The 25,885-nt window shown below is 63.2% G+C and carries 27 protein-coding genes and 1 pseudogene; 22 read left to right on the top strand and 6 right to left on the bottom strand.

The window, feature by feature from the left end; genetic code table 11:
* Genes trbE through HLH48_RS13295 form a run of 8 tightly spaced genes read left to right on the top strand, consistent with a single transcriptional unit; the run spans position 1 to position 7,777 of the window.
* The gene (gene trbE / locus HLH48_RS13330; RefSeq protein WP_182998011.1) at positions 1 to 2,427 is read left to right on the top strand and encodes a conjugal transfer protein TrbE; all 2,427 of its coding nucleotides are present in this window, start codon (positions 1 to 3) and stop codon (positions 2,425 to 2,427) included.
* Positions 2,424 to 3,170: a P-type conjugative transfer protein TrbJ gene (trbJ, locus tag HLH48_RS13325; protein WP_182998010.1), complete on the top strand. Its 747-nt coding sequence runs from the start codon at positions 2,424 to 2,426 to the stop codon at positions 3,168 to 3,170. The genes trbE and trbJ overlap by 4 nt, the downstream gene beginning before the upstream one ends.
* Positions 3,170 to 3,448 (top strand): putative entry exclusion protein TrbK-alt, encoded by a 279-nt coding sequence (gene trbK-alt / locus HLH48_RS13320; protein ID WP_182998009.1) that lies wholly within the window; start codon positions 3,170 to 3,172, stop codon positions 3,446 to 3,448. The genes trbJ and trbK-alt overlap by 1 nt, the downstream gene beginning before the upstream one ends.
* Positions 3,449 to 3,452: 4 nt before the next feature.
* Positions 3,453 to 4,709, top strand: a complete 1,257-nt coding sequence (gene trbL, locus HLH48_RS13315) for a P-type conjugative transfer protein TrbL (RefSeq protein WP_182998008.1) — start codon at positions 3,453 to 3,455, stop codon at positions 4,707 to 4,709.
* 2 nt (positions 4,710 to 4,711) lie between these two features.
* Entirely contained in the window at positions 4,712 to 5,392 is a 681-nt protein-coding gene (trbF, locus tag HLH48_RS13310; protein ID WP_182998007.1) for a conjugal transfer protein TrbF, read from the top strand.
* A complete protein-coding gene (gene trbG, locus HLH48_RS13305; protein ID WP_176613989.1) occupies positions 5,392 to 6,378 on the top strand; it encodes a P-type conjugative transfer protein TrbG in 987 nt (328 codons plus the stop codon). Before trbF ends, trbG begins: the two co-directional genes overlap by 1 nt.
* Complete coding sequence (locus HLH48_RS13300; protein WP_176613990.1) at positions 6,375 to 7,535, top strand: TrbI/VirB10 family protein; 1,161 nt, start codon at positions 6,375 to 6,377, stop codon at positions 7,533 to 7,535. The genes trbG and HLH48_RS13300 overlap by 4 nt, the downstream gene beginning before the upstream one ends.
* Entirely contained in the window at positions 7,532 to 7,777 is a 246-nt protein-coding gene (locus HLH48_RS13295; protein WP_012224146.1) for a DUF2274 domain-containing protein, read from the top strand. The genes HLH48_RS13300 and HLH48_RS13295 overlap by 4 nt, the downstream gene beginning before the upstream one ends.
* Here the strand turns inward: HLH48_RS13295 and HLH48_RS13290 are convergent.
* Both HLH48_RS13290 and HLH48_RS13285 read right to left on the bottom strand, forming a co-directional pair.
* Complete coding sequence (locus HLH48_RS13290) at positions 7,749 to 8,627, bottom strand: LysR family transcriptional regulator (RefSeq protein ID WP_012224147.1); 879 nt, start codon at positions 8,625 to 8,627, stop codon at positions 7,749 to 7,751. The genes HLH48_RS13295 and HLH48_RS13290 overlap by 29 nt on opposite strands.
* A gap of 108 nt (positions 8,628 to 8,735) precedes the next feature.
* Positions 8,736 to 10,130, bottom strand: coding sequence for an efflux transporter outer membrane subunit (locus HLH48_RS13285; RefSeq protein WP_246387322.1), 1,395 nt, complete (start codon positions 10,128 to 10,130; stop codon positions 8,736 to 8,738).
* A gap of 216 nt (positions 10,131 to 10,346) precedes the next feature.
* Between HLH48_RS13285 and HLH48_RS13280 the strand changes: the two genes are divergently transcribed.
* From HLH48_RS13280 to fabF, 4 genes are all read left to right on the top strand, one after another.
* Positions 10,347 to 10,955: a TetR/AcrR family transcriptional regulator gene (locus HLH48_RS13280; RefSeq protein ID WP_012224151.1), complete on the top strand. Its 609-nt coding sequence runs from the start codon at positions 10,347 to 10,349 to the stop codon at positions 10,953 to 10,955.
* A gap of 85 nt (positions 10,956 to 11,040) precedes the next feature.
* Positions 11,041 to 12,141 (top strand): efflux RND transporter periplasmic adaptor subunit, encoded by a 1,101-nt coding sequence (locus HLH48_RS13275; protein ID WP_182998005.1) that lies wholly within the window; start codon positions 11,041 to 11,043, stop codon positions 12,139 to 12,141.
* Positions 12,138 to 15,221: an efflux RND transporter permease subunit gene (locus tag HLH48_RS13270; RefSeq protein ID WP_182998004.1), complete on the top strand. Its 3,084-nt coding sequence runs from the start codon at positions 12,138 to 12,140 to the stop codon at positions 15,219 to 15,221. Before HLH48_RS13275 ends, HLH48_RS13270 begins: the two co-directional genes overlap by 4 nt.
* Positions 15,222 to 15,267: 46 nt before the next feature.
* A complete protein-coding gene (gene fabF / locus HLH48_RS13265) occupies positions 15,268 to 16,527 on the top strand; it encodes a beta-ketoacyl-ACP synthase II (protein WP_182998003.1) in 1,260 nt (419 codons plus the stop codon).
* A gap of 10 nt (positions 16,528 to 16,537) precedes the next feature.
* On the opposite strand, the gene HLH48_RS13260 is transcribed toward fabF, so the two are convergent.
* Positions 16,538 to 16,987, bottom strand: a complete 450-nt coding sequence (locus HLH48_RS13260) for a winged helix-turn-helix transcriptional regulator (protein ID WP_182998002.1) — start codon at positions 16,985 to 16,987, stop codon at positions 16,538 to 16,540.
* Between the two features lie 70 nt (positions 16,988 to 17,057).
* On the opposite strand from HLH48_RS13260, the gene HLH48_RS13255 reads away from it, so the two are divergent.
* The gene (locus HLH48_RS13255) at positions 17,058 to 17,864 is read left to right on the top strand and encodes an SDR family NAD(P)-dependent oxidoreductase (protein WP_182998001.1); all 807 of its coding nucleotides are present in this window, start codon (positions 17,058 to 17,060) and stop codon (positions 17,862 to 17,864) included.
* A gap of 374 nt (positions 17,865 to 18,238) precedes the next feature.
* Here HLH48_RS13255 and HLH48_RS13250 read toward each other — a convergent pair whose 3' ends face one another.
* On the bottom strand, positions 18,239 to 18,715 hold the full coding sequence (locus tag HLH48_RS13250) for an MATE family efflux transporter (RefSeq protein ID WP_182998000.1): 477 nt from the start codon (positions 18,713 to 18,715) through the stop codon (positions 18,239 to 18,241).
* Positions 18,712 to 19,817 (bottom strand): IS3 family transposase gene (locus tag HLH48_RS13245; RefSeq protein WP_182997999.1). Its coding sequence is split into 2 segments (ribosomal slippage): positions 18,712 to 19,565 and positions 19,565 to 19,817, totalling 1,107 coding nucleotides; the frame shifts between segments, so codons are not numbered across the junction. The genes HLH48_RS13250 and HLH48_RS13245 overlap by 4 nt, the downstream gene beginning before the upstream one ends.
* Before the next feature lie 59 nt (positions 19,818 to 19,876).
* On the opposite strand from HLH48_RS13245, the pseudogene HLH48_RS13240 reads away from it, so the two are divergent.
* A pseudogene (locus tag HLH48_RS13240) lies at positions 19,877 to 20,632 on the top strand (IS1595 family transposase); the annotation flags it as partial.
* A gap of 157 nt (positions 20,633 to 20,789) precedes the next feature.
* On the opposite strand, the gene HLH48_RS13235 reads toward HLH48_RS13240, so the two are convergent.
* Entirely contained in the window at positions 20,790 to 21,722 is a 933-nt protein-coding gene (locus tag HLH48_RS13235; protein ID WP_182997998.1) for an IS5 family transposase, read from the bottom strand.
* 47 nt (positions 21,723 to 21,769) lie between these two features.
* Here HLH48_RS13235 and HLH48_RS13230 point away from each other — a divergent pair, with 47 nt between their 5' ends.
* The 8 genes from HLH48_RS13230 to HLH48_RS13195 all read left to right on the top strand — a co-directional run.
* Positions 21,770 to 21,973 (top strand): DUF736 family protein, encoded by a 204-nt coding sequence (locus tag HLH48_RS13230; protein ID WP_182998057.1) that lies wholly within the window; start codon positions 21,770 to 21,772, stop codon positions 21,971 to 21,973.
* A 196-nt stretch (positions 21,974 to 22,169) separates the two neighbouring features.
* Positions 22,170 to 22,370, top strand: a complete 201-nt coding sequence (locus tag HLH48_RS13225; protein ID WP_182997997.1) for a transcriptional regulator domain-containing protein — start codon at positions 22,170 to 22,172, stop codon at positions 22,368 to 22,370.
* Positions 22,371 to 22,395: 25 nt separating this feature from the next.
* Positions 22,396 to 22,947, top strand: coding sequence for a DUF2285 domain-containing protein (locus HLH48_RS13220; protein ID WP_182997996.1), 552 nt, complete (start codon positions 22,396 to 22,398; stop codon positions 22,945 to 22,947).
* 273 nt (positions 22,948 to 23,220) lie between these two features.
* A complete protein-coding gene (locus tag HLH48_RS13215) occupies positions 23,221 to 23,475 on the top strand; it encodes a helix-turn-helix transcriptional regulator (RefSeq protein ID WP_182997995.1) in 255 nt (84 codons plus the stop codon).
* Positions 23,475 to 24,548 carry a replication initiator protein A gene (locus tag HLH48_RS13210; protein WP_182997994.1) on the top strand — a complete coding sequence of 358 codons (1,074 nt, stop codon included), beginning with the start codon at positions 23,475 to 23,477 and terminating at the stop codon, positions 24,546 to 24,548. Before HLH48_RS13215 ends, HLH48_RS13210 begins: the two co-directional genes overlap by 1 nt.
* Positions 24,545 to 25,033: a DUF2840 domain-containing protein gene (locus HLH48_RS13205; protein ID WP_182997993.1), complete on the top strand. Its 489-nt coding sequence runs from the start codon at positions 24,545 to 24,547 to the stop codon at positions 25,031 to 25,033. The genes HLH48_RS13210 and HLH48_RS13205 overlap by 4 nt, the downstream gene beginning before the upstream one ends.
* Complete coding sequence (locus HLH48_RS13200) at positions 25,030 to 25,587, top strand: S26 family signal peptidase (RefSeq protein WP_182997992.1); 558 nt, start codon at positions 25,030 to 25,032, stop codon at positions 25,585 to 25,587. Before HLH48_RS13205 ends, HLH48_RS13200 begins: the two co-directional genes overlap by 4 nt.
* Position 25,588: 1 nt before the next feature.
* Positions 25,589 to 25,885, top strand: a 297-nt coding sequence (locus HLH48_RS13195) for a DUF736 domain-containing protein (RefSeq protein WP_182997991.1), incomplete at its 3' end; no start/stop codon positions are given.

Raw genomic sequence — 25,885 nt, 5'->3', positions numbered from 1 at the left:
ATGCTGAACCTCGCCGAATACCGCCATCGCCGTGACCGGCTCGCCGATTTCCTGCCTTGGGCGGCCCTGGTCGCCAAGGGCGTGGTGCTGAACAAGGACGGCGCCTTCCAGCGCACCGCCCGGTTTCGCGGCCCGGACCTCGACTCCTCGACCGCGTCCGAACTGGTTGCGATTACGTCCCGCCTGAACAACGCCCTGCGGCGGCTTGGCTCCGGCTGGGCTATATTTGTCGAGGCGCAACGCCGTCCGGCACGGGGCTATCCCGCCAGCCCGTTCCCCGATCCGGCCTCCGAACTGGTCGACGCCGAGCGTCGGGCGCAGTTCGAGGAAGAGGGGGCGCATTACGAGAGCCGCTATTTCCTGACCCTGGTCTGGCTGCCGCCGGCGGACGATGCCGCCCGCGCGGAAGCCTGGCTCTACGAGAACCGCGCCCGTGGCGGCTCGGACTGGCGGGCGGTGGTCGCGGGCTTCATCGACCAGACCGATCGGGTGCTGGCCCTGCTCGACGGCTTCATGCCCGAGGCCGACTGGCTCTATGACGGCGAAACCCTGACCTATCTCCATTCCTGCATCTCCACGCGCATGCAGCAGGTTCGGGTGCCCGAAATTCCGATGCACCTCGACGCGATCCTGGTCGATGAGGAACTGACCGGCGGGCTGGAGCCGCGCCTGGGTGACGCCCATCTGCGCACACTCACCATCACCGGTTTCCCGACCCAGACCTGGCCGGGGCTGCTCGACGAGTTGAACCGGCTGGCCTTTCCTTATCGCTGGTCGACGCGGGCGATCTGCCTCGACCGCACCGACGCGACCAGAGCGCTGGGCAAGATCCGGCGGCAATGGTTCGCCAAGCGCAAATCCATCATGGCCATCCTCAAGGAGGTGATGACCAATGAGGCCTCGGTGCTGCTGGATTCCGATGCCGCCAACAAGGCGGCAGACGCCGATGCCGCATTGCAGGAACTCGGCACCGACCAGGTCGGCCAGGCCTATGTCACCGCTACCGTCACGGTGTGGGACGAGGATCCGACCGTCGCCGCCGATCGGCTGCGTCTGGTGGAAAAGACCATCCAGGGCCGCGACTTCACCTGCATGCGCGAGAGCGTCAACGCCCTCGAAGCGTGGTTCGGCAGCCTGCCGGGTCATGTCTACGCCAATGTCCGCCAGCCCTGTGTCTCGACCCTGAATCTCGCGCATATGATCCCGCTCTCCGCGGTATGGGCGGGGCCGGAGCGTGACGGGCATTTCGCGGCGCCACCGCTGTTCTATGCCCGCACCGAGGGATCGACCCCATTCCGCTTCGCACTCCACGTCGGCGATGTCGGCCACACGCTGATCGCTGGACCGACGGGTGCGGGCAAGTCCGTGCTGCTGGCCTTCATGGCGATGCAGTTCCGCCGCTATGCGGGGGCGCAGATCTTCGCCTTCGATTTCGGTGGCTCGATCCGTGCAGCTACCCTGGCGATGGGCGGCGACTGGCATGATCTCGGCGGCGCGCTGGCGCAGGATGGCAACGATCCCGTCGCCTTGCAGCCGCTGGCGCGGATCGATGAGCCGGGCGAACGGGCCTGGGCCGCGGAATGGGTGGCGACCCTGCTGGAGCGCGAGGGCGTCACGGTTGTCCCCGACCTCAAGGAGCATCTGTGGTCGGCGCTGACCTCGCTGGCCTCGGCCCCGGTCGCGGAACGCACCATCACCGGCCTGTCAGCGCTGCTCCAGTCGCTGGCGCTGAAGCAGGCGCTCCAACCCTATTGTGTTGGTGGCCTGTGGGGGCAATTGCTCGACGCCGAACATGAGCGGCTCGGCGTGGCCGACATTCAGTCCTTCGAGATCGAGGGTCTGATCGGCTCGGGTGCCGCGTCCGCCGTACTGTCCTATCTGTTCCATCGCATCGAAGACCGCTTTGACGGCAGCCCGACACTGCTGATCATCGACGAGGGCTGGCTGGCGCTGGACGATCGTGCCTTCGCCGGACAGCTCCGGGAATGGCTGAAGACGCTGCGCAAGAAGAACGCCTCCGTCATCTTCGCCACCCAGTCGCTCGCCGATATCGACGCCAGCCCGATCGCCCCGGCGCTGATCGAGAGCTGCCCGACGCGGGTGTTCCTGCCCAATGACCGGGCGCTGGAGCCGCAGATCACCGCGATCTATCGCCGGTTCGGGTTGAATGATCGTCAGATCGAGATCCTCAGCCGGGCGACGCCCAAGCGCGACTATTACTGCCAGTCCCGAAGAGGCAACCGGCTGTTCGATCTCGGCCTGTCCGAGGTGGCGTTGGCTTTCACCGCCGCGTCGTCGCCCGACGATCAGGCCGCGATCGACCGGATCTTTGCCCAGCACGGCCGCGACGGGTTTGCGGCCGCCTGGCTGGCGCACAGGGGCGTGGACTGGGCGCTCGAAATGCTCAGGCCGGGAGAGGGATCATGAGAAGTTCGTCGATCTGCAAAGCAGCGTTCGTGGCTGGATTTGGCGCCCTTTCATCCATCGTCGTGAGCGTCCCGGCCCATGCGCAATGGGCGGTCTATGACGGCGCAGCCCATGTCCAGACGGTGCTGATCGCGGCGCGGGAATTGCAGCAGGTCAACCAGGAGGCGCAGAGCCTGCTCAATGAGGCGACCATGCTGGAGAACCAGGCCCGCAACCTCGCCAACCTGCCGCTCTCGGTGCTGGCACCCTTGGAGCAATCAATCCAGCAGACCGAGCAGATCGTTGGCCAGGCGCAGGGATTGGCCTATAATCTGACCAGTATCGATCAGGCGTTTTCGCAGATCTATCCGCAGGCGCTTACGAATTCGGTTTCGGCCAAGCAGATGACTACCGATGCGCAGACCCGATGGCAGAACGCACGGGGCGCTTATCAGGACGGGCTGCGCGTGCAGACCGGAGCGGTGCAGAATCTCGATGCCACGCGCAGCCAGATCGACAGTCTGGTCACGTCGAGTCAGTCCGCGAGTGGCGCCTTGCAGGCCGCGCAATCGGGGAACCAGCTTGCCGCGCTGCAGACGCGCCAGCTTGCCGATCTCACCGCGGTCGTCACGGCGATGGGCCGCGCCCAGGCGCTGGAAGGCGCGCGTCAGGTCGCGAGCGAGGAGCAGGGCAGGGCACAACTGACGAATTTCCTCAATTACGGTACCGGCTACACGCCTGGCACCGCGCAGATGTTCCACTGATGCGCTGGCGTCGACCCGATGCGCCGACGATGGGGCGGGCGATCGGCATTATTCTGCTGATCGCCCTGCTCATGGCATCGGCCCTGCACGCCCGCCGGGAAGCGGAGCGGGACCAGGCGTCGCATGCGGCAGTGGTTATGCAATCGGACCATGACGCACTCGCCTCGGATCTGGCGCGCTGTCAGGCGCTGGGCATGAAGGCCGACGGCGATCCGGCTTGTGTCGCGATCTGGGCCGAGAGTCGCAAGCGCTTCTTCTCGCCCGACGTGACACGGTGACGCCATGCAGCAGGGCACCGGCGTCATCGACAATTTCCTTGCCATCTTCACCCAGTATATCGATTCCGGCTTCGGTCTGGTGCAGGGCGATGTTCACTGGCTCGCCGGTGTGTTGATCACCATCGACATCACCCTGGCCGGGCTGTTCTGGGCGCTGGCGCCGGATGAGGACGTGCTGGCGCGGCTGGTCCGCAAGACCCTGTTCATCGGACTGTTTGCTTTCATTATCGGCAACTTCAACGGGCTGGCACGGATCATCTATGAATCCTTCGCAGGCCTCGGCATCGAGGCAGGTGGCGGGCATCTCACCCAGGCGCAACTGCTTCAGCCGGGGCGGCTGGCCCAGGTCGGCATCGATGCCGGCAAGCCGATCCTGACCTCGATCTCCTCGCTGGTCGGTTTCGTCGCCATCTTCAACAACGCCATCCAGATCGCGGTGCTGCTGATCGCCTGGCTGATCGTGGTCATCAGCTTCTTCGTCATGGCGATTCAGCTTTTCGTGGCGCTGATCGAGTTCAAGCTGACCACACTCGCAGGCTTCGTGCTGGCACCCTTCGGACTGTTCGGCCGCACCGCCTTCCTCGCCGAGAAGGTGCTGGGCAACGTCGTGTCGTCCGGGATCAAGGTGCTGATGCTGGCCGTCATTGTCGGTATCGGTTCGACGGTGTTCGACCAGTTCACCAGCGGCATCAACAATCCGCCCACTATCAATGATGCGCTGACCTTGATCCTTGCGTCCCTGACGCTGCTGGGCCTGACCGTATTCGGCCCGGCGCTGGCCAATGGGCTGATCGCCGGTGGGCCGCAGTTGGGCGCGGGCTCCGCTGTCGCCACGGCGGCCGGGGTCGTCGGTGCCGGCGTGGCTGCCGCATCTGGAGCCGGCTTGGCCGTGGGCGCTGCGGCTACTGCCGTGCGTGGTGGCGCTTTTGTCGCGGGCGGCGCCACCGCCGCCTATCAGGCCGGCGGTGCGGCAGGTGTCGCGAAAACTGGACTGTCCGCCGCCTCCAGCCCGTTGCGTCGGGCCATGACCAGTGTCCGCACCAGCTATCAGGCTGGCGGAGCTGCCGCCACGGGTGGGACGGGCGGTACCACGGCCTCGGGCGGCGGCGGTGGAGGTTCCGCCGGCAAACCGCCGGCCTGGGCCAGCCGGATGCAGCGCAACAACCGGATCAAGGGCGGGGCTGAGGCGGCCGCGCAGGCGATCAAGGGCGGCGACCGGCCCAGCGGCGGTCACGACGTCGACCTCTCGGAAGGAGAATAGCCATGTTCCGCCGCCCCAATGTGCGTTTCGGCCGGACGCCGGAGCCCGAGACGCCCTATCACAAAGCCGGACAGGTCTGGGACGACCGCATCGGCTCGGCCCGCGTCCAGGCCCGGAACTGGCGGCTGGCCTTCTTCGGCTGTCTCGCTTTGAGCGGCGGCCTGGCCGCCGGGCTGGTCTGGCAGTCGCTGCGCGGCACCGTCACCCCCTGGGTGGTGCAGATCGACCATCTCGGCCAGGCGCAGGCCGTGGGGCCAGCGACGACCGCCTATCGGCCGACCGATCCGCAGATCGCCTGGTATCTGGCCCGCTTCATCTCCGAGGTGCGCGGCATCCCGGCCGATCCGGTGGTGCTGCGGCAGAACTGGCTCGACGCCTATAACTACGTCACCGACCGCGGGGCGCTGGCCCTGAACGATTATGCCCGCACCAGCGATCCGTTCAGCCGGATCGGCAAGATGCAGGTGGCGATCGAGATCGCCAGCGTCATCCGCGCTTCCGACGACAGTTTCCGGGTGGAATGGGTCGAGCGTCGCTATGTCGACGGCGCATTGGCGGCGACCGAGCGCTGGAGTGCGATCCTGACCATCGCAGTCCACACCCCGACCGATGCCGAACGGCTGCGCAAGAACCCGCTTGGCATCTACATCCACGCTCTCAACTGGTCCAGGGAACTCGGCTGATGCGCACCCTCAACACCATCGCGCCGTTCATGATCCTGCTGGTGCCGCTGGCGGCCTGCTCTTCGTGGAAGCCGCCTTCCATCCGGTACGACGATACGCCCCGGCAGGCGGTTCTCGCCCCAGAGCCGCCGAAACCGGTGCAGGTGGTGGCACTGCCGGAGCCGTTGCCGCTGCCGGGGCAGCTCAAGCCGATCCCAACCCGGCATGCGGTGCCGGACCCGACGGATCCGCACCAGCGGGTCGAGCGCGCCAACAGTGCGGCGCGGATCCAACCGACGCGGGCCGGCTATCTCAATGCGATCCAGGTCTATCCGTTTTCCGAGGGGGCGCTCTATCAGCTCTATGCGGCGCCGGGCGAAATCACGGATATCGCGCTGCAGCCGGGCGAGAAGCTGGTCGGTTTCGGCCCGGTCGCCGTCGGCGATACCGTGCGCTGGATTATCGGCGACACCGAGAGCGGGGCAGGGGTGTCGAAACGGATTCACATCCTGCTCAAGCCGACCCGTCCGGACCTGACGACCAACCTGGTCATCAATACCGACCGGCGCACCTATCATCTGGAACTACGTTCCGATGAGCGGACCTACATGGCGTCGGTGTCGTGGGATTATCCGCAGGACCAGATCGTTGCCCTGCGCGGCCAGGATCGTGAAGCGGACCTTGGCAATCCGATCGCGACCGGCGTCGATCTCGATGCGCTGAATTTCCGCTACCGGATCGAGGGCGCCGAGGCGCCGTGGCGGCCGTTGCGGGCTTTCGATGACGGGCGGCAGGTGTTCATCGAGTTTCCGACCGGGATCTCTCAAGGGGAAATGCCGCCGCTCTGGGTGATCGGCCCGCAGGGCGACGGGCAATTAGTGAATTACCGGGTGCGCGGCAACCGCATGATCGTCGATCGCCTGTTCGCCGCTGCCGAACTGCGGCTGGGAGCGAAGCACCAGCAGGTAGTGCGGATCGTCCGCACTGACGGGTCGCGGCGGTCATGAACGACAGCGCCGGAAGTGGCGGCACCGAAACGCCAGGGGCCGCTGTCAGGCCATCTGGAGAGATGCGGCTGCGGACGACGCGGCCGCCGGTCACGCGGCTGTCGCGCAAGGTGATCCTGTGCCTGTCGGTCATCGCCCTGGGCGGCGTCGGCGGCGCGCTCTATCTGGCGTTGAGGCCGGTGCCACCGAAGAGCAATGCCGAGCTTTATAATGTCGGCGGCCGCACCACGCCGGACGGGCTGGCGAACCTGCCGGGCGACTATAGCCATCCGCCGCGCCTCGGACAGCCGCTGCCTGGCGATCTCGGTCGGCCGTTGCTCAAGGCGGGCGTGGGTGCCCCCGGCATGGCGACACCGGCCGCACCCGCTGATCCGGAAAAGCAGCGCGTCGCTCAGGAGCAGGAAGCCGCGCGGGTCAGCCATCTGTTCACCCAGACGCAGATGGGACGGGATATCGCGACGCCGGCGACACCCGGTATGACTGCAGTCCAGTCCAGCGGCGCTCCTGCCGATCGCAAGCAGGCATTCCTCGACGGCCCGGTCGATCACCGCACCGTCAGCGCCGAGCGTCTGGTGCCTGCGCCCAGCCCTTACGTGCTCCAGGCGGGCTCGATCATACCCGGTGCGCTGATCACCGGTATCCGTTCGGACCTGCCGGGCGAGGTCACCGCCCAGGTGACGGAAAACGTCTATGACTCTCCGACCGGGAAAATCCTGCTGATTCCGCAGGGGGCGAAGCTGATCGGCCGCTATGATTCCCAGATCGCCTATGGCCAGACCCGCGTGCTGCTGGTCTGGACCCGGCTGATGCGCGGTGCCGGAGATTCGATCGTGCTGGAGAACGAACCGGCTGCGGATGCGGCCGGCTATGCCGGGTTGCAGGATCAGACCGATAATCATTGGGGCGAGGTCTTCAAGGCTGCCCTGGTCTCGACCATCCTCAGCGTCGGCTCCGAGGCCGATATCAGCGGCGGCAACGGCATTGCCCAGGCCCTGCGGACCGGCGGCTCGCAGGGCTTCAACCAGATCGGCGAACAGATCGTCGGGCGCTCGCTGAATATCCAGCCCACCAACATCATCCGGCCGGGCTTTCCGGTGCGGGTGATGGTGCATCGTGACCTGGTTCTCACCCCCTACGGACAGGAGGTTTCCCGATGACGAAACTCAGGCTCGGGCCGATCGCGAATGACAAGCCGGTGCGGCTCACCGTGGAACTGCCAGCGACCGTGCATCGCGATCTTGTCGCTTACGGGCGCCTGCTGGCGCAACAGAACGGTCAGGCTGAAATCGCACCGGCGAAGCTGATCCCGCCGATGCTCGCGCGTTTCATGGAGGGTGACAGAGCGTTTTCTAAGGCGCGGCGTCTTCGAATTAGCGCTGTCGAACAAAATCGCGGATAAAAGCAACGAAACGGCCCGTAACCGCGTCTTGGCGACCGGCATCCCAGCCGAGGCGAATGGGCAGGTGGGCATCACTTTCCCGTAGCGGCCGGAAAATGACGCCCGGAAAGCCTCGTTCCGCTTGACTCTGGACGGCAAGTGTCACGCCATATCCGGCACTTACCAGCGCGAAGACGGATTGTTTTCCCGCAGGATGCGTTTCAATCTTCACATCCTTGCCGAGAATCTCCATATAATGGTTCCTTACACTATGATCGCTCCCCCAGTCCTGGACCAAGAAAGTCTCATTTCGCAATTGTCCCCGCGTGATACTCGGATATTGATGCAGAGAGTGTTCGCTCGACAGCGCCACCATCAAGTTCTCGCTGCAAAACGGAAGTGATTCAATCGCTCCGGATTTGGCAAAAGGCGTGGAAAAAATCACATCTACACGACGACGAAACAAGGCGGATCGAAGGTCTCGTGTTCCCATCTCGTAAAAAATCACTCTTATGTCTGGATGTTTCGACTTCCAAACCGATAATGCAAGCCTGAATTGGACGCCGACCGGAGGGAGTAGGGTACCGATCCGAACGACCCCGCGGCGACCTGTTCCAAGCATTTGGCATAAGGCTTTGACTTCATCCAGATCATCAAGCAGCGTGACGATTCTCCGAAACAATAAGTCACCGGCTGCCGTAAGGCGGACCCCGGCATGGTTTCGCTCCAGTAAGGTAACACCAAACTCGTCTTCGAGCTTGTCGATTGCACGCGTGAACGTGGAAACTCTCACACCATGGAGGCCGGCTGCCCGCGTCAGGCTGCCGGCCTCCACAGCCAGTTTGAAATATTCAAGATTTGCGCTGCGCATGACGTGAACGGAGACGTGCGAATATCTCTGCCCCACGAACAAGCAGAGTAATAAGTATGCAGAAGAGAAACGAGCCAACCCTCTGCCATGCTCGGTTGATCAGCGCTCTCATGTGGGCCAGCCGCCCCCCAAGGCTCTGAAGGAGCTAACCGCCGCGCGCCCCGCGTTCGCCCGGTTAAGGGCCAGTTGGTCCTGCGAGTCGAGAAGCTGCCGGTCAGCGTCGAGCACATCAGTCAAGGGGATGACACCCGCCTGGAAGGATTGTTGGGAAAGATCGCGTGCACGGGTCAGCGAGGCGACTTCAGTCTGCAATTCGCCACTGCGTTGCTCCGTCTGTACCAGGGTCGTGAAAGAATTTTCTACATCTTCGGCCGCATGTAGGACCGTCAACCGGTAGCGCGCCAGGGCCTCGGTATTGGCGCCACGGGCCTGCTGTACCTCGGCGTCGATCTTGCCGAAATCGAAGATCCGCCAGCGAATGGCGCCTGATCCGACAGCCTGGAATCCCGGTGCCGTAAATAGATGCTGAGGATTGATGCTTTGAAAGCCGAGGATGCCCGAAAGAGAGAGCTTGGGGTAATAGTCGCCGAGTGCCGCGCCTATCCTCGCATTTGATGCCGCCAGTCTGCGTTCAGCAGCCAGAATGTCCGGTCGGCGGCGCAGCACGTCCGTGGGTTTGTTGGTACCGCCGATGGCAGGGATGGCCGGAATTTCAGACGGCGTTCCCAGTTCGGCGGCATAGGTACCGGGCTGCACGCCCATTAGTACGTCGAGCCGATTGAGCTGCGCTTCGAGTGCGATGCGGAGCAGCGGCACGGTCTGGCGCGCCGATTGCAGTAACGCCTCGGCCTGGGCCAGTTCCCGCTCATTCGAAACGCCGCTTGTTCGCCGTTGACGCACCAGTTCCAGTAGATGGGCGTCCACTGTGATCTGTTTTTCCGCGACGGCCAGGCGGGCTTGATCTCCGCGGATTTGGAAATAGGCGTCTGCCGCGTCGGCGGCGATCATGATACGCTCCCCCACACGCTCCATTTGTGCGGCTTCCGCTTCGTCACGTGCGGCTTCCTGCCCACGTCGTAGGCCGCCGAACAGGTCGATTTCCCAGCTCGCAGCGCCACTTACGTCATAAGTGCGATAATCGCGGTGAAAGCTCGGTATGGTGCGAACGACATGGCCGATCAGCCCCTCCTGCGACAGCCGGTTCGCGGAGGCCTGCGGGTTGAAATCCAGAGTGGGGAGCAGGCGCGCCGTGGCGGCCTCAGCGGCACCTCGAGATTGGCGGACGCGCGCTATGGCGGCCGCGAGATCAAGGTTCTGGGTCAGGACACGCTGTTCTATGCGGACTAGTTCGGGATCGTGAAATCCCTCCCACCAAGTATCTAACGGTGGAGTCGAGGTGACTTGTCGCATGTCGACAGCGGCAGCACTGTGGAAGGGCTGAAGATGCGTATCGGGTGCATGATAGTTGGGGCCGACCGCGCAGGCCGTTGTCATGAGCGTCATGGTCAAGGCTACTGCGGGAGCCACTCCCCTGTGCCTCGTGCGATTGGCGTTCAGTTTGGGTGCGGGAAGCGAAAGGTTCATGGTGGTCGACTTTCGATCAGCCCGGACACGCGACGTCCCGGCGTTGTCTAGTGACCGATATACACATACGTCACTCGTTGTCAATTTATAACCGACGTCCTATCTAGAAGGCGGATTTCAGTCAGGAGGAACAGGATGCGCGCGCCTCGCAGCGGACAACGCGGCCCGGTCGATCATGAACGTCGGGATCAGATCATGACGGCGGCCATCGAACATTTCGGGCATTACGGATACAAGAAGACCACGATGGCGGATCTGGCTGACGCCATCGGTCTGTCGAAAGCCTATATCTACAAATTCTTCGACTCGAAGAAGGCGATCGGCGAAGCGATCTGCGCGCTCCAGCACGGCAAGATGCACGCGGATCTCCAGGCAATCATTGAGGATAACAAGTCGGCATCCGACAGAATGCGCCGGGTTTTCCTTGCGTTGGCGCGCAATACCGTCGCGCTGTTTTCTCATGAGCGTAAGCTGCACGACATCGTCTATTCGGCAGTGGAGGAGGAGTGGACGTCTTCCAGGAGCTTTGTCGAGGCATTGCGTGGCATGGTGGAGCGTCTGATCCATGAAGGTCGCGAGGGCGGCGAGTTCGAGCGCAAGACGCCCGTTGACGAGACCTGTCACGCTATCATGCTGGTCCTGCAGTCGATCTATCACCCTCTCCTGCTCGAACAGCACATGGACACGCTGGACGATGATGCGGCGACGCTGGCCAGTCTCGTCTTGAGAAGCCTCGCGCCGTGAATTTAGCGCGTGGCTTTATGTGACCAATTGACAATACGGTCACTCGTGTACAATTTGGGCTTCCAAACCCGTTGGGAGCCCGAACATGGCTGGAACACGCCTATCCCTTCTTGCAGCGGCCGGCATCTGCACCGCATTCGGGCTGTCGGCCTGCAAGCCCAAAGATGATCCTGATCCGCGCACGGCTGAACGTATCGTGGAGACGGTGCGGATCGAGTCCGCAACGACAGCCGAGCATGTCTACACAGGGGTCGTAGCGGCCCGAGTCCAAAGTGATCTAGGCTTTCGCGTTTCCGGCAAGATCGTCGAACGCCTGGTCGACACCGGGCAGACTGTGTCCAAAGGGCAAGTGCTGATGCGTTTGGACCCGACGGATTATCTCCATGCCGTGACGACCCAAATCGGCGGCGTCGCATCGTTGCATGCCCGCTGGGTCCAGGCGGCCGCCGATGAGCGCCGTTATCGCGGTCTAGTCGCGACCGGTGCTGTGGCAGCCTCGGCCTACGATCAGGTGAAAGCCGCAGCGGACAGCGCCCGCGCGCAACTGGATGCGGCGATCGCGCAGGAGAAGATCGCCCGCAACCAGGACGATTATTCCCTGCTGCGGGCGGATGAAGACGGTGTCGTCGTCCAGACCCTGGCGGAACCGGGGCATGTCGTCGCGGCCGGCCAGACCGTGATCGTGCTGGCACATGCCGGCCCGCGCGAGGCCGCAATCGACCTGCCGGAAGGGGTGCGTCCGATCCTGCATTCCGCGGCGGAAGCCGAACTGTATGACGAGGGTTCCCGTGTGTCCGCGCATCTGCGGCAATTGTCCGACGCCGCCGACCCGCGTACCCGCACGTTCGAGGCCCGTTACGTCATGGACGGGCCAGGCGCGGACGCGCCGCTGGGGGCGACGGTGCGTGTCCACCTGCCTGAAGCCAGCGACGATCCGACCGCGCTCGTCGTACCGTTGGGCGCCGTCGATGACGAGGGCAAGGGGCCCGGCGTCTGGAGCGTGGATGGCCGGGCATCGACGGTCAGCTTTCATCCGGTACAGATCGCACATATCGGCGAGGAGACGGCGACGGTCGTTCCCGGTGCGGATCTTCGCCCGGGCATGCTGATCGCGGCGGCCGGCGGTCACGAGTTGCATATCGGCGAGCGTGTCCAGATCGCCTCGACAAAGGTCGCGATGCAATGAGCGGATTCAACCTGTCCGCCCTCGCGGTGCGCGAGCGCGGGATCACATTGTTCCTGATCGTGGCACTGGCTTTGTCTGGCGCCTACGCGTTCTTCAGTCTCGGCCGTGCCGAGGATCCGCCTTTTACGGTCAAGACCCTGACGGCGACCGCTGTCTGGCCGGGTGCCACGGCGCAGGAAATGCAGGATCTGGTGGCCGATCCGCTGGAAAAGCGCGTGCAGGAACTGCAATGGTACGACCGGGTGGAAACATTGACCCGGCCGGGCCTGGCGCTGATGATGGTTACGCTCAGGGACAACACGCCGCCTGCCGCCGTTCCCGAGCAATTCTACCAGACGCGCAAGAAGCTGTACGACACCATGCCCCTTCTGCCGAAAGGCGTGCAGGGACCGTTCGTTAATGACGAATATTCCGATGTCGATTTTGCGGTCTATGCGCTGGACGGTCATGGATTGCCCGAACGCCTGCTGGTCCGTCAGGCGGAAACGGTGCGGCAGCGCCTGCTGCATGTGCCGGGCGTGCGCAAGGTCGATATTGTCGGAGAACGGCCGGAGCAGATCTTCGTCAATTTTTCCAATGCCAGACTGGTCACGCTCGGGATCAGCGCCCAGGACGTGTTCGCGGCACTTCAGCGTCAGAATGCGGTGACGGCCGCCGGCTCGATCGATACACATGGCCCGCAGGTCTTCGTGCGGCTGGACGGCGCGCTGGACGACCTGGAGAAAATTCGCGACATCCCCATCGCGGCGGGCGGCAGGGCTTTCAAGATCTCGGACATCGCGACGGTGGAGCGGGGGTATGAGGACCCGCCGACCTATCTCGTCCGTCATAGCGGGCAGCAGACGCTCATCCTGAACGTCGTGATGCAGGATCACTGGAATGGGCTGAAGCTCGGACAGTCCCTGGCCGCCGCAGAGAAGACGCTGGGAGCAGGGCTGCCCGTTGGGGTTACATTGACGAAAATTGTCGATCAGGCCGGCATCATTCATGCCGCCGTTGGCGAGTTCATGCTGAAATTCTTCGTGGCGCTCGCGGTGGTGATGGTTGTCAGCCTGGTCAGCCTGGGCTGGCGGGTCGGCATCGTCGTTGCGGCTGCTGTGCCGCTGACACTGTCGATCGTGATGGTCATCATGCTGGTGACCGGGCGGGCGCTGGATCGCATCACGCTGGGAGCGCTGATCATCTCGCTGGGTCTTCTGGTCGATGACGCGATCATCGCGATCGAAATGATGGTGGTGAAGCTGGAGGAAGGGTACGAACGCACGAAGGCCGCCGCCTATGCCTGGAGCCACACGGCGGCTCCGATGCTGGCCGGCACGCTGGTCACGATCATCGGTTTCACCCCGGTCGGCTTCGCGCGCTCGACCGCCGGCGAGTATGCCGGCAACATTTTCTGGATCGTCGGCTATGCACTGCTGACCTCCTGGTTCGTGGCCGTGGTGTTCACGCCCTATCTCGGCGTCAAGCTGTTGCCGGATATCAAGCGGGTCGATGGCGCCTACGAACATATCTACGCCACGCCCAATTACCGTCGCTTCCGGCGCCTGGTCGTGTGGGTCGTGCGCCGCAAGTTCATGGTCGGGGGAGCGGTGCTGGCGTTGTTCCTGCTTGCCTTCATCGGGATGGGCTCTGTTCGGCAGCAATTCTTCCCCAGTTCGGACCGCCCGGAACTGCTGGCCGAGGTGCAGATGCCGGAGGGCACCAGTATCGAAACCACCACGCGGGTCACGGCCCGTGTGGAGGCGTGGTTGAAGACACAGCCTGAGGCAAGGATCGTCACCAGTTATGTGGGTGCCGGCGCACCGCGTTTCTTCCTGGCGTACAACCCGGAACTGCCCGACCCTTCCTTTGCGAAGATCGTCGTCCTGACACCGAGTGCGCAGGATCGCGACCGCTTGCGCGATCGTATGCGGCAAGCCGTGGCCCAGGGGATGGCGCCTGAAGCCCGGATCCGCGTGACGCAGTTCGTCTTCGGCCCCTACACCCATTTCCCGGTCATGTTCCGTGTCATGGGACCCGATGTGGATCGGGTGCGCGATATCGCGGCCCAGCTCGGCACAATCATGCGGAATAATCCCCATACACGTGACGTCAATACCGATTGGGGTGAGCGCGTACCGACGGCGCATTTCGTGCTGGATCAGGCGCGCCTGCAACTGATCGGCCTGTCCCCCCAGGAAGCATCCGAACAGATCCAGTTCCTGCTACTGGGCCTGCCGGTCACGCAGGTTCGCGAGGACGTCCGGACCGTCGATCTCGTGGTTCGCAGCGCGGGACCCGATCGTCTGGACCCGGCGAAGCTGGGTGACATGACCATCAGCAACCGCACGGGCCAATTGATACCGCTCAGCCAGATCGGTCATGTCGAGATCCGTGCCGAAGACCCTATCCTGCGTCGGCGCGACCGGATACCGACGATCACGGTACAGAGCGATATCGACGAAAACCTGCAACCGCCGCAGGTCACGGCGGAGGTCGATCAGGCTTTGGCGCCGGTCCGTGCGACGCTGCCCCCCGGCTATCGTATTGAGGCCGGCGGCAACGCGGAAGAATCCGGAAAGGCAAACAAGGCCCTGGTGCCGATCTTTCCGGTGATGGTCCTGCTGACCCTGATCGTCCTGGTGTTCGAGACCCGGTCCATCTCCGGCATGTTCATGGTGTTCCTGACGGCCCCGCTGGGGCTGATCGGGACCGTGCCGACCCTGCTGATCTTTCATCAGCCGTTCGGCTTCAACGCGATCCTGGGCCTGATCGGCCTGTCGGGCATCCTGATGCGCAACACGTTGATTCTGATCGGACAGATCAAGGTCAATCAGGCGGCGGGGCTCGATCCGTTCCATGCGGTGGTCGAGGCGACCGTGCAGCGTGCCCGCCCGGTCATCCTGACGGCGCTGGCGGCGGTGCTGGCCTTTATCCCGCTGACGGAATCGGTGTTCTGGGGATCGCTGGCCTATACGCTGATCGGCGGCACGGCGGCCGGCACGGGGCTGATCCTGATGTTCCTGCCGGCGCTCTATGCAATCTGGTATCGCATCCGGCCCGAAGATGAAGAAACCATGGTTGCGACTGGCCCCACATAGACGCGTCGCGGTCGGGCACCCGCTTACCGAATTCAGAAAGAATATCATGCGAATTGTTATAACTGGTATGGGTATCGTATCTCCGCTCGGCTGCGGTGTGGACGCGGTCTGGCGCCGCCTTTTGCGCGGTCAGTCGGGTATCCAGCGCGTTGCCGAGGATTTCGCGCGCGGCGTCGATTGCCAGATCGCCGGTTTCGTGCCGGGGCGCGCCGATGACGCGGGTTTCAACATTGAGGAGACGATCCCGGTCAAGGACCGCAAGAAAATGGATCGCTTTATTCAGTTTGCTCTGGGCGCGGCGCAGGAAGCGCTGGGTCAGGCCGGCTGGAATCCGCGAACGGAGCAGGAAAAACTACGGACCGCGACCGTCATCGCGTCTGGAATCGGCGGCTTCGGCGCGATAGCCAATGCCGTGCGGACGGTCGAATTACGGGGAGCTGACAAGCTTTCTCCCTTCACGGTTCCATCCTTCTTGGTCAATCTTGCGGCGGGATGGGTGTCGATCCGGAATAGCTTCAAGGGACCGATCGGAGCCCCCGCGACTGCATGTGCAGCCGGTGTCCAGGCATTGGGTGACGCGGCGCGCCTGATTCGTGCGGGCGAGGCGGACATCGCCTTAGCCGGTGGATCGGAGGCGGCGATCGATCGGGTGAGCCTTGGAGGCTTTGCGGCGGCCCGTGCCTTGTCAACTGGCTACAATGACCGGCCTGAGCAGGCATCACGCCCTTTCGATCAGGGGCGGGACGGATTTGTGATGGGGGAAGGCGCAGGCATTCTTGTCGTTGAGCGGTTGGATCACGCGCTGGCGCGTGGCGCGCGACCGCTTGCTGAACTCGTCGGTTACGGAACGAGCGCGGATGCTTACCATCTGACGGCTGGACCAGAAGACGGCGCAGGTGCCGCGGAGGCAATGCGCGCGGCGCTTGATCAGGCGGCCGTCTCTCCGCGACTGATCGGGCATCTGAACGCCCATGCGACTTCGACGCCGGTCGGAGATCGTGGAGAACTGGCCGCGATCCGCGCTGTATTCGGGGAAGGTGGCGGCCCGGCTATCAGCGCCACGAAATCCGCGACTGGCCATTTGCTCGGAGCCGCCGGCGGGGTCGAGGCAATCTTCACTGTCATGGCGCTGGGCGATCAGCTCATGCCGCCGACGCTGAATCTGAGCCGCCCGGACCCGCTGGCGGAGGGACTCGATCTTGTAGGGCCTGAATCTCGGAAAAAGTGTTTTGATTATGCCATTTCGAATGGTTTCGGATTCGGCGGTGTGAACGCCTCCGTCGTGTTTCGGCGCTGGCGAGAATGAGGGCGGGGATTTATCGCTTCGAGAGGTCCGGCTCTTCGAGTCGTAATGCCATGTCCCTGGTGGGGCGGCCCGTTGCACGGTCTACGACGACAGGCTCAACGTGTGCGTCACTCTGTGTGTCCACCAGTCGGCTGAACCGACGATCAGCGAAATGCCGTTGGGTCCAGGCACCGAGCGCGTGCAGGATGGGCAGGTAATCTCGTCCCGCCTCAGTAAGCACAAACTCGTCTCTCGGAGGACGATCGCAATACTGCCGACGCTCGAGAAGCCCCTGATTGACGAGCATTGCGAGACGGCGTGTGAGGATGTTGGGCGCGATACCAAGGCTTTTATGGAACTCGTCGAAGCGCGAAAAGCCCAGCCCCGCATCACGCAGAATCATCATGCTCCACGCATCCCCGACGCGGGCGACCCCATGGGCGATGGCGCATTTTCCGCCAGAGATTTTTTCGCAGTCCATTGCATATTGATAGCGAGGTGGCTATTGATGTGCAAGTCACTTGCATTCTGCAAGTGACTGGAGAACTCTCATGACCGAAACTTCACGCAAAACAGCCCTTGTCACCGGGGCATCCAGCGGGATCGGAGCGGCCTACGCCGATCGTCTCGCCCGTCGGGGCTATGACCTCGTTCTCGTCGCGCGCAACGTCGAGCGAATGGAGGAACTCGCGCGACGCCTGACCGCTGAGACGTCTCGTAAGGTGGACGTAGTCGGCGCGGACCTCACAAAAAGTCAGGATGTAGCGCGCGTCGAGGATCGCCTGCGCGGCGATTCCGCGATCGACCTGCTCGTTAACAACGCGGGTATGGCGCTCACGGGGAGCGTCCTCACGGCTCCCGCAGCCGACGTGGAGCGGCTGATCGCGCTGAACGTGACTGCTCCGACGCGTCTTGCGACGGCGGCTGGCAATGCCTTTGCCGAACGGGGACAAGGCGCGATCGTGAATGTTGCCTCTGTTCTTGCGTTGGTCAGCGAATTGCTGGATGGCGCCTATAATGGCAGCAAGGCTTACCTACTGACGTTCAGTCGCTGGCTTGGTCTGCAACTCGGTCCGAAAGGCGTATACGTTCAGGCTTTGCTGCCCGCGGTTACTCGCACGGAAGTCTGGGAAAGGAGTGGGATGGATATCGGTATGTTCCCACCTCAAGTCGTAATGGACGTATATGACCTGGTGGACGCAGCGTTGGTCGGTTTTGACCGGCGCGAGGATGTGACGATCCCGCCGCTGGTCGATGAGGATCAATGGAAGGCCTATGACAAAGCACGACTGGCACTCCAGCCGGGATTTCAAAATGGTACACCGGCGCCCCGCTATCGCCTTAAAGTCTCACCATAACTCGCTCCGATCCAGGTGCGGGGGTTTGCAAGCGTCCAGTCGTAAGCAATGATGGGACGCTCGCCCCGTGCATAGCCTTCGTGGCTTACGCCATGAAGGCTTTTTATAGATCTGAGGTAAAGAGCGCCTGCTTTCTGGTCGTCAGTATGTGATTTTTGCAGTTAGCCAGAAAGTGTTCTCTTTTCTTGGAAATATTGTTGAGTCGTCAAGCCTGCGTCCAAGAAGCTGGTGACGATCAGACAGGGCGGAACAAGGTGAGTCGCATGCTGTAGAAGAACTGGCGACCGGTGTATTGAACGAACCGGTAATCCCGTAATGTGTATGGCCCCATGGGATTACAGGACCATGCTATGGTTCGCCGGTGTCGTCGATATTCAGGGCGTACGTTTTTCCCATACTGTCTTCGACAACATAGCGATGCCGCATATCGGAGCAAAGATGACATAGGAAACCGCTACGATTACGGCAATGCCAGCCATTCCGGCATGAAATGCCTGAACTGCCAAGATCCCGCCGCCCGCGGCAATCAGTGTGCGTATTGTATAGGCGAGGAAAGGCCAGACCACATGGCCAGCTCCTTGAGCAGAAAAGGCGAATACGAAGCCTGTCGCCATAAAGCCATAAGTTGGCGCGACAATGATCAGATAGGTAGTTGCGAAATCCGAGACCGGCGCTTGTTCGGTAAACAGCCCTACCCACAGTGAGGGCGCTAGGGCGATGCCGAGTCCGATGATTTCGGCGAAACCCGCGCCGATGTAGGTTCCGATCCAGGCGATCTTTTTTGCGCGCGGGGTCTGGCTGAAGTGCTCCCCGACTTTGGGCCAGCGTGAACTGGAAACTTCCGGGTTCAAGGCCCCACCGGCAGATCCGCCGGCGAGCCGTTCAGCAGCGATATCGGCGGCTTGTTGCCGATGGCACTGTGTGGGCGGACCTCGTTGTAGTCCTGACGCCAAGCCTCCATTTTTGCCCGGGCGTCGTCAAGGCTCATGAACCAGTGCGTGTTCAGGCACTCGGCCCGGAATTTGCCGTTGAAGGACTCGATGAAGCTGTTGTCGGTCGGCTTGCCCGGGCGAGAAAAGTCGAGCACGACACCCTTCTGATACGCCCATAGATCCAGATCCCGGCTGACAAACTCCGAGCCCTGGTCGACCCGGATGCTCCTGGGATAACCCATCTGCCCGCAGATCCGCTCCAGGGTCTGGACGACATCCTCGCCGCGATAACTGAACCGGGGATCCGTGGCCGGCGAGAAGCGGGAGAAGGTGTCGATCACGGTCAGGATCCTGATCTTGCGGCCCGTCGCAAGCTGGTCGTGAACAAAATCCATTGCCCAGATATCATTGGTGTGCGTCGCCGGACGACGGTCCTCGCGCACTTTCGCCTTGACCCGCCGCCTGGGCACCTTGTTGCGCAGTTGCATGCCCAACTCCTTGTAAAGACGATAGATCCGCTTCGGGTTCACCGCCCAGCCATCCCGCTGCAGCAGGATATGAACGCGGCGATAGCCATAGCGCACACGGGTTGCGCAGATCTCCCGGATCCGCTGTGTCAGTTCGGCCTGCGTGCCGCGCTTCGACTTGTAGACATAGAGGGAACGATCGATCTGCAGCACCGCACAGGCCCGCCGTGTCGAGATCTTCCACTCCCCCTGAAGCCTGTCCACGAGTTCGCGTTTGCGCGCAGGCCTCAGAGCTTTTTTGACAGCACGTCCTGCAGCATCGCCTTGTCGAGCGACAGGTCCGCCACGATCCGTTTCAGCTTCGCGTTCTCGTCTTCGAGCTGACGCAGCCGTTTCATTTCGGATGGCATCAGGCCCGCATATTTCTTCCGCCAGTTGTAGAACGTCGTATCCGAAATGCCTGCCTTCCGGCAGACCTCGCCGACAGGTGTGCCCCCTTCGGCCTGCTTCAAAACAAACGCGATCTGCGCCCCGGTGAACTTCGATGCCTTCATGAAACTCTCCTCATCCCGAGTACGGGATCATAAATGGAAAATTCCAACTCAGAATGGCTCGGTTTTCGGGGAGCACGTCAACAATCTTCGCATCCCGGAAATTATCTTTCGTAGACTTGCTTGGGGCGATCTGTCTGTTCGTAAATGCCTCCAAGGGTTTGTCATCTGTTCAGCTCTCGCGCGACCTCGACATCCAGCACAAGACGGCATTCGTGCTGATGCACAAGTTACGTGAGGCAATGGCCACGGAGACCCGGGAGGCACGACTGTTCGGGACGGTCGAGGTCGACGGTGCATTCTTCGGCGGCCATGTCCGCCCCGCCAACCTGCGTGAAGACCGCATCGATCGCCGGCGTCTCGACAATCGCAGCGACAAGCGCCGCGTGGTTGTCGTCTTGCGCGAACGACACGGCCGAACGCTCACACGGACGTTTCTGCGGGAATCCCAGGGCGTTGATTTCGCTCATGAGCGGATCGTTCCCGGTTCCATAGTCGCGACCGACGAGGCAGCACACTGGGATCTGCTCGAACAGGACTTTGACATGCGGCGGATCAACCACGCCCAAGCTTACAGTCGGGATGGAGTGCATACCAATTTTGCCGAAAGCTTTTTCTCTCGCCTCAGGCGCATGATCAGCGGCCAGCATCTGAAGGTCGATGGACGATATCTTGATGCCTACGCAACCCATGCGGCGTGGCTCGAGGATCACCGCAAAGAAAGCAACGGGTGCCTGGCTGATCGATTGACTGGCAGAGCGTTGGCAGTGCCCGTCAGTCGGGCATGGAAGGGCTATTGGCAACGACGCGCAGCGTGACGCCGTCCCCTGGCGCCCAGACGCACATGCCTTTACGCTTTGCGACCATCCGCACGAGCTTGCGGCGTCTGGCGTGGCGGAGGGCCTGGACGACCTTGAACAGGCTCTGTTGCACAATTCACAGATTTGTCGTGTTGAACGTTTTTATGGTTTTCTGTTATGCGACGGCGCAGGTGAGAGGGGTTCCGAGCGCTGTGAAGCGATTGAGGATAGCGACCCGGATGTGAACTTCGGTCACCTGGCGGTCGAAATCGCGTGCTGTCAGACGCTGCCCCAGGAGCTTGATGCAGTGCATCTTTGTCTCGACACGGCTTCGTCGATGATAACCGCTCCATCGTCTCCAGAGGGCACGTCCGAGATGCCTGCAAGCCCGCAGAGTTTCATTTCGGGCGATGGCTCCTGCCGATGTGGGGCGCCATGGCTTTGCGTTCTTTCGAGGGGGAACGACAGCCTGTGCGCCACGGTTGGCGATGGTTTCATGGGATCGCCTCGTATCATACGCTCCGTCAGCCGTGACGCTGGCGATGTCCTCGTCTTCAGGGATCTGCTCCAGAAGCACCGGGAGGACCGGGGCATCCCCGATCTCGTTTTTCGTCATTTCAACGGCCCTGATTTCCAGGGATCCTTCGTCGATCGCGATATGGAGTTTGCGCCAGATTCGACGTTTCGAGCCGCCATGTTTGCGCCGGTGCCATTCGCCTTCTCCCTCGACCTTGATCCCGGTGCTGTCGATCAGAAGATGGAGCGGACCGTCCGAACCGCGATAGGGGATATCGACCGTCAGGGATTTCTGCCGACGGCTCAGCGTGCTGAAATCCGGCACGGACCACGATAGTCCGGCCAGACGCAGGAGACTTTCCACAAAACCCGTCGTCTGTCGCAGGGCAAAGCCGAATAGGACCTTCAGCGTCAGGCAGGTCTGGATCGCAGCATCGCTGTAACCCGGCTGACGCCCACGGCGCCCCGTCGGAAGACCCTCCCAGGTCATGGACGGGTCAAACCAAACCGTCAGAGACCCACGTTTCTTCAGCGACGCGTTATAGGAGGACCAGTTCGTCGTTCGGTAGCGCGGGGGCGTCGGCTTGCTCATGACAAGCAGCTACCAGACCAGATTCATTCCGTGAATCCCGCACTCGCATTTGCGCAACAAAGCCGGTCCAGATCGGAAAACTTGAGGCCGGGGCCGCCTGGATCAAGCACACCACGGATCGGCGCGAGTATCTCAGCGTGAAGCTGGACGACCCAATGCTTCCCGGTCCGATCTTCGCCAGCCTCTTCGAGGATGAGAACGGCGCCTTCAACCTGGTCTGGAGCCGCCCGCGCAGCCGCAACGGGGACTGAGTACTCCGACGCCCCTCCCGGCAACCGGGAGGGGCTTTGGCGCCGCCGGTGTGACACGGGACGCGGACCGATCCGTCCCGGAGATCGGGTGATCTTCAAAACGGGGCTTCCCATTCCATTTGTCCAGCCCGGATACTGACCGTCCGGGCAGGCGGTGCCGCCCGTTCTCATACCAATACAAATGGGGGAGGGCGCCATGCCCGGAGCAGACTGGCAGGTCCAGGCGCAGTACCAGCATTTGCGCGACGCGACGCCGGCCGAACTCGGCTGGGAATATCTGCGGCGCAATCGGTGCTACCGCGACGAGCAACGGGCATGGTCCGAACTGGCGCCCGACGACCCACGGCAGGCGGCATTCGCCCGCCGCTGGGGGCCGCGATTTCGCCGCCGCTCCTGATCAGCCGTTCGGCGCCCTGACCGCGTTGTGGTCGCGCCTGGTCCTGCCGACGGTGCTGACCATCCGGCCGCTCGCGCCGGGTCTGACCCTGACGCCGCGCCGCCTGGACATCCATGCCCTGTCGGAGGTGCGTCTTATCGAAACGCCCGACGGGATCTACGTCTCCTGCGTCTGCGGCGGCATCACCTGGCAGCTCTGGATGGAACGGCACTGGCCCGGACAGCGTCATTATGCCTTCGACCACGCCTATGACCGTTTCACCCCGTTGCGCGCGCACGAGATCATCCGCTTCTGGCGCGTGCTCGCCGGCCTCTCCGACCCCGGCCCGTGGCACAGAATGTCCCGGCAGTCCCTCGACCGCCATATCCTCGCACTGCGTGTGGCCGACGCCCGCGCAGCCGGCGTCGGCGAACGCGTCATCGCCGAATTGCTGCTCGGCCAGCCGGTTGCCCGGTCCGCCGACTGGCCCGACCTGTCGGTACGGGCTCAGTTCCGCCGCCTCGAAAGCCTGGCGAACCGCATGATCGCGGGTGGCTATCGCGACCTCATGGGCTATCCGCTGTCCCGCCGCGTCTGAACACGGCATTTCCCCATCGCCTGCCATCGCGTCGCGTCTCCACGCATTGCCTTCCGGCAGCGGAGCAGAAAAGCCCCGCTGCCGGAAGGGATTTTCATGCCGATGCGGCAAACGGCGGTCTTCGGCTAGCGAAACGGACGGATTTCCGTTTTGTTCCATGGACGTTTTTGTCACCGACAAAAACGTCCATCCCCGGCCCGCCGATTGTCCAGCAGCCTCTCTCCATGTGCGCCGATGTCCCGATCCGGCGCGTCAAGAGAGGGAGATTTTGTCATGACGGAAACGCCACGTCTGATGCGTGTCCGCGAGGCCGCCCGGTTCCTCGGAATCGCGGTCCGCACGCTGGAAAAGCATCGCACCTACGGCACTGGCCCGCTCTACCGGAAGGTCGGGGGCCGGGTGCTCTACGCCGTCGAGGACATGATGGCCTGGACCGCCGAGGGTGCGCGCCGCTCGCCCTCGGACAAGACGTCCAGCCGGGTCTTCCCAGCCCGGCCGCTCACCCCTGAAGAGCGGGAGAGCCTGTGATGGGCGGCGATGAGCGCTGGCGCGAGCCCGACCGCCGCTTCGTGATCAGCGGTCCCGCCCGCCCGCGCGATCTGCGCGACCTCATGGAGCGGCCGTTCTTCGCCCTCGGGAAGATTCCCCGGTACGCGCCCATCCATTACCGCGCGGGCTACACCGAGGTGCATGTAATCCCGGATGGAGCGACCGGCATGGCGACCATCTGGGACGCCGACGTGCTGATCTGGTTGGCGGGCCAGATCGTCGACGCCCTCAACCACGGCCTCTGGGTATCGCGCCATGTGCGCTTCACGCCCTGGCGGCTGTTCGCCGATCTCGGCTGGGCCGATGGCGCGCACCAGTACCGGCGCTTCCACGGAGCGCTGGCTCGCCTGGCGGCGACCACAGTGACGACGACAATCCGCAATGGCCCGAATTGGCAGGAGAAGCCGTTCACCTGGGTCAGCGACGTGCGCGTCTCCAGCGACGATGGCGTCGCGCTGACGCTGCCGGAATGGTTTCTCGATACCATCGCCGAGCCGACGCGCGTGCTCACCGTCGATCCGGCCTATTTCCGCCTGCGCGGCGGCGTCGAACGCTGGCTGTACCGGATCGCCCGCAAGCATGTCGGTCGGCAGAGGGGGCAGTGGCTGTTCGAGACGGAGTTCCTGTATTCAAAATCCGGGAGCCTGATGCAACGGGGCGATTTCGCGTCGGCGCTCAGAAAAATCGCCGGAAATACGGCCTTCCCGCGCTACCGTTTCGCGGTGTTCGTTTCTCGCGGCGTGGAATATCTGCGGATTGAAGCAACGGCACAATCCACCGGACCTGTGGACAAGCCTGTGCGACATCCCGTTGCAATAAATGTGGATGGTACCGTTGGATTACGTGACGGCATACCGTTTGATCGTTCTGAAAACCCCCATGCAACGCCTTGTCACATAACGGAATCCGACGGTCGAAACTTAGTACATAACTTAAAGAGTCTTAATAGATGTAGGGAATCGCGGTTTTTCGCGCACCGCATTTCCGGTCGCGGGGGTAAGCGAAAAAAGGCTCAGGAAGCGGTCGCGGATCGCGGGACAGGTGTCCCATGACCGCCCGTTCTTTCCGGCCGACGGACTATGCGCTCACCACGGTCGAACTGACCTGGATCGAGAAACGCATCGAGCACTGGATCCGCTTCGGCCATCCAGCCGAGGATCGGATCCTCGACCGGCGCCGCCGGCTGATGAGCTTCACGCCGGGCAGCGTGTTCGCCTTCATCCGCTGGGCGGCGAACGATTTCGGGACCGTGGTGTCCTGCATCGACATCGTGCGCGCGGTCGAGGCTCAGGAAGCCTGCCAGACCGTGCCCTTCGTGTGTCCTGGCGGCGAGAGCCTGCTGCGCCAGAGCGGCTGGCCGAAGGTGCGCCGCGTGCTGGAGGCCATCGACGGCGTCGAGGCGCTGGGCATCGACCCGGCCATCGCTTGTCCCGATCACTGGCGGCATCTCCATCACCGTCTGACGGCCCGCCAGGAACCGCGACCCTACACGCCGGAACGCCACGCGGCCTGGCTGCGCCGGAGGGAAGCGTCATGACCCGGCGCGGCTGGTTTTTCACCACCTATTTCGCCGTGCTTGGCGTCGGCGCCTCGCTGGCGGTCCACCCCGTCCCGCGCCTGGTCTGGAACGCCACGGCGAGCGTTCCGGTCGGCCTGTATCGGCTGCGTCCCGATCCCGTACCGCGGGTCGGGGATGTCGTCGCCCTGCGCCTGCCAGACGCCACGGCGATGCTGCTGGCCCGGCGCGGCTACCTGCCGCTCGGCGTTCCGTTGCTCAAGCCGGTGACCGCGATTGCGGGGCAGATCGTCTGCCGGTCCGGTCCGCGCGTCACGATCGACGGCGTGCCCGCCGGTGACGCGAAACCCGTCGATCATCGAGGCCGCCCGCTGCCTGTCTGGCAGGGCTGCCGGCGTCTCGATCCCGGTCAGGTCTTCGTCATGAACGAGGCCGAGCCGCTCAGCCTCGACGGGCGGTATTTCGGCCTGCTTCCCGTCTCGGCCGTCATCGGGCGGGCGACGCCGCTCTGGCTGCCATCCAGGCCGGAATATGCCGCCGAACCTTCCTTCACCCCTTCTGCGAAAGGACGTTGAGATGACCCAGATCGGCTTCTTCACGCGTGTTGCCGGGGGCTTTGCCGGCCGGCTGCGCACGCTCTCCCTCGACGCGGAACTGACCTTCGTGCTGGCGGAGAACAGCGGTGCCGAACACGCGCCGGATTATCGCATCTATCTCGGGGACAACGACAGCGGACCGGAGGTCGGGGCGGGCTGGAAACGGATCGGCGAACGGGCTGGCGAGTATATCTCCGTCGCCCTGGACGATCCCGTTTTCATGCAGCCGATCCGCGCCACGCTGTTCCAGACCGGGCGCGGCAAGAGCGAATGGCAA

This window comes from Gluconacetobacter sacchari (genome assembly GCF_014174255.1).
Taxonomy (GTDB): domain Bacteria; phylum Pseudomonadota; class Alphaproteobacteria; order Acetobacterales; family Acetobacteraceae; genus Gluconacetobacter; species Gluconacetobacter sacchari.
The sequence above is the reverse complement of the archived record's forward strand: the minus strand, read 5'-3'. Positions and strand labels throughout refer to the sequence as shown.

Bases quoted from the DNA above. Each gene is read 5' to 3' on its own strand.
- HLH48_RS13280 (WP_012224151.1), top strand. From the start codon at position 10,347: ATGCGCGCGCCTCGCAGCGGACAACGCGGCCCGGTCGATCATGAACGT.
- HLH48_RS13225 (WP_182997997.1), top strand. From the start codon at position 22,170: ATGCCCGGAGCAGACTGGCAGGTCCAGGCGCAGTACCAGCATTTGCGC.
- HLH48_RS13290 (WP_012224147.1), bottom strand. From the start codon at position 8,627: ATGCGCAGCGCAAATCTTGAATATTTCAAACTGGCTGTGGAGGCCGGC.
- HLH48_RS13260 (WP_182998002.1), bottom strand. From the start codon at position 16,987: ATGGACTGCGAAAAAATCTCTGGCGGAAAATGCGCCATCGCCCATGGG.
- HLH48_RS13210 (WP_182997994.1), top strand. From the start codon at position 23,475: ATGGGCGGCGATGAGCGCTGGCGCGAGCCCGACCGCCGCTTCGTGATC.
- fabF (WP_182998003.1), top strand. From the start codon at position 15,268: ATGCGAATTGTTATAACTGGTATGGGTATCGTATCTCCGCTCGGCTGC.
- HLH48_RS13285 (WP_246387322.1), bottom strand. From the start codon at position 10,130: ATGACGCTCATGACAACGGCCTGCGCGGTCGGCCCCAACTATCATGCA.
- HLH48_RS13270 (WP_182998004.1), top strand. From the start codon at position 12,138: ATGAGCGGATTCAACCTGTCCGCCCTCGCGGTGCGCGAGCGCGGGATC.
- trbL (WP_182998008.1), top strand. From the start codon at position 3,453: ATGCAGCAGGGCACCGGCGTCATCGACAATTTCCTTGCCATCTTCACC.
- HLH48_RS13215 (WP_182997995.1), top strand. From the start codon at position 23,221: ATGACGGAAACGCCACGTCTGATGCGTGTCCGCGAGGCCGCCCGGTTC.
- HLH48_RS13235 (WP_182997998.1), bottom strand. From the start codon at position 21,722: ATGAGCAAGCCGACGCCCCCGCGCTACCGAACGACGAACTGGTCCTCC.
- trbK-alt (WP_182998009.1), top strand. From the start codon at position 3,170: ATGCGCTGGCGTCGACCCGATGCGCCGACGATGGGGCGGGCGATCGGC.
- HLH48_RS13205 (WP_182997993.1), top strand. From the start codon at position 24,545: ATGACCGCCCGTTCTTTCCGGCCGACGGACTATGCGCTCACCACGGTC.
- HLH48_RS13275 (WP_182998005.1), top strand. From the start codon at position 11,041: ATGGCTGGAACACGCCTATCCCTTCTTGCAGCGGCCGGCATCTGCACC.
- trbJ (WP_182998010.1), top strand. From the start codon at position 2,424: ATGAGAAGTTCGTCGATCTGCAAAGCAGCGTTCGTGGCTGGATTTGGC.
- trbG (WP_176613989.1), top strand. From the start codon at position 5,392: ATGCGCACCCTCAACACCATCGCGCCGTTCATGATCCTGCTGGTGCCG.
- HLH48_RS13200 (WP_182997992.1), top strand. From the start codon at position 25,030: ATGACCCGGCGCGGCTGGTTTTTCACCACCTATTTCGCCGTGCTTGGC.
- HLH48_RS13295 (WP_012224146.1), top strand. From the start codon at position 7,532: ATGACGAAACTCAGGCTCGGGCCGATCGCGAATGACAAGCCGGTGCGG.
- trbF (WP_182998007.1), top strand. From the start codon at position 4,712: ATGTTCCGCCGCCCCAATGTGCGTTTCGGCCGGACGCCGGAGCCCGAG.
- trbE (WP_182998011.1), top strand. From the start codon at position 1: ATGCTGAACCTCGCCGAATACCGCCATCGCCGTGACCGGCTCGCCGAT.
- HLH48_RS13255 (WP_182998001.1), top strand. From the start codon at position 17,058: ATGACCGAAACTTCACGCAAAACAGCCCTTGTCACCGGGGCATCCAGC.
- HLH48_RS13300 (WP_176613990.1), top strand. From the start codon at position 6,375: ATGAACGACAGCGCCGGAAGTGGCGGCACCGAAACGCCAGGGGCCGCT.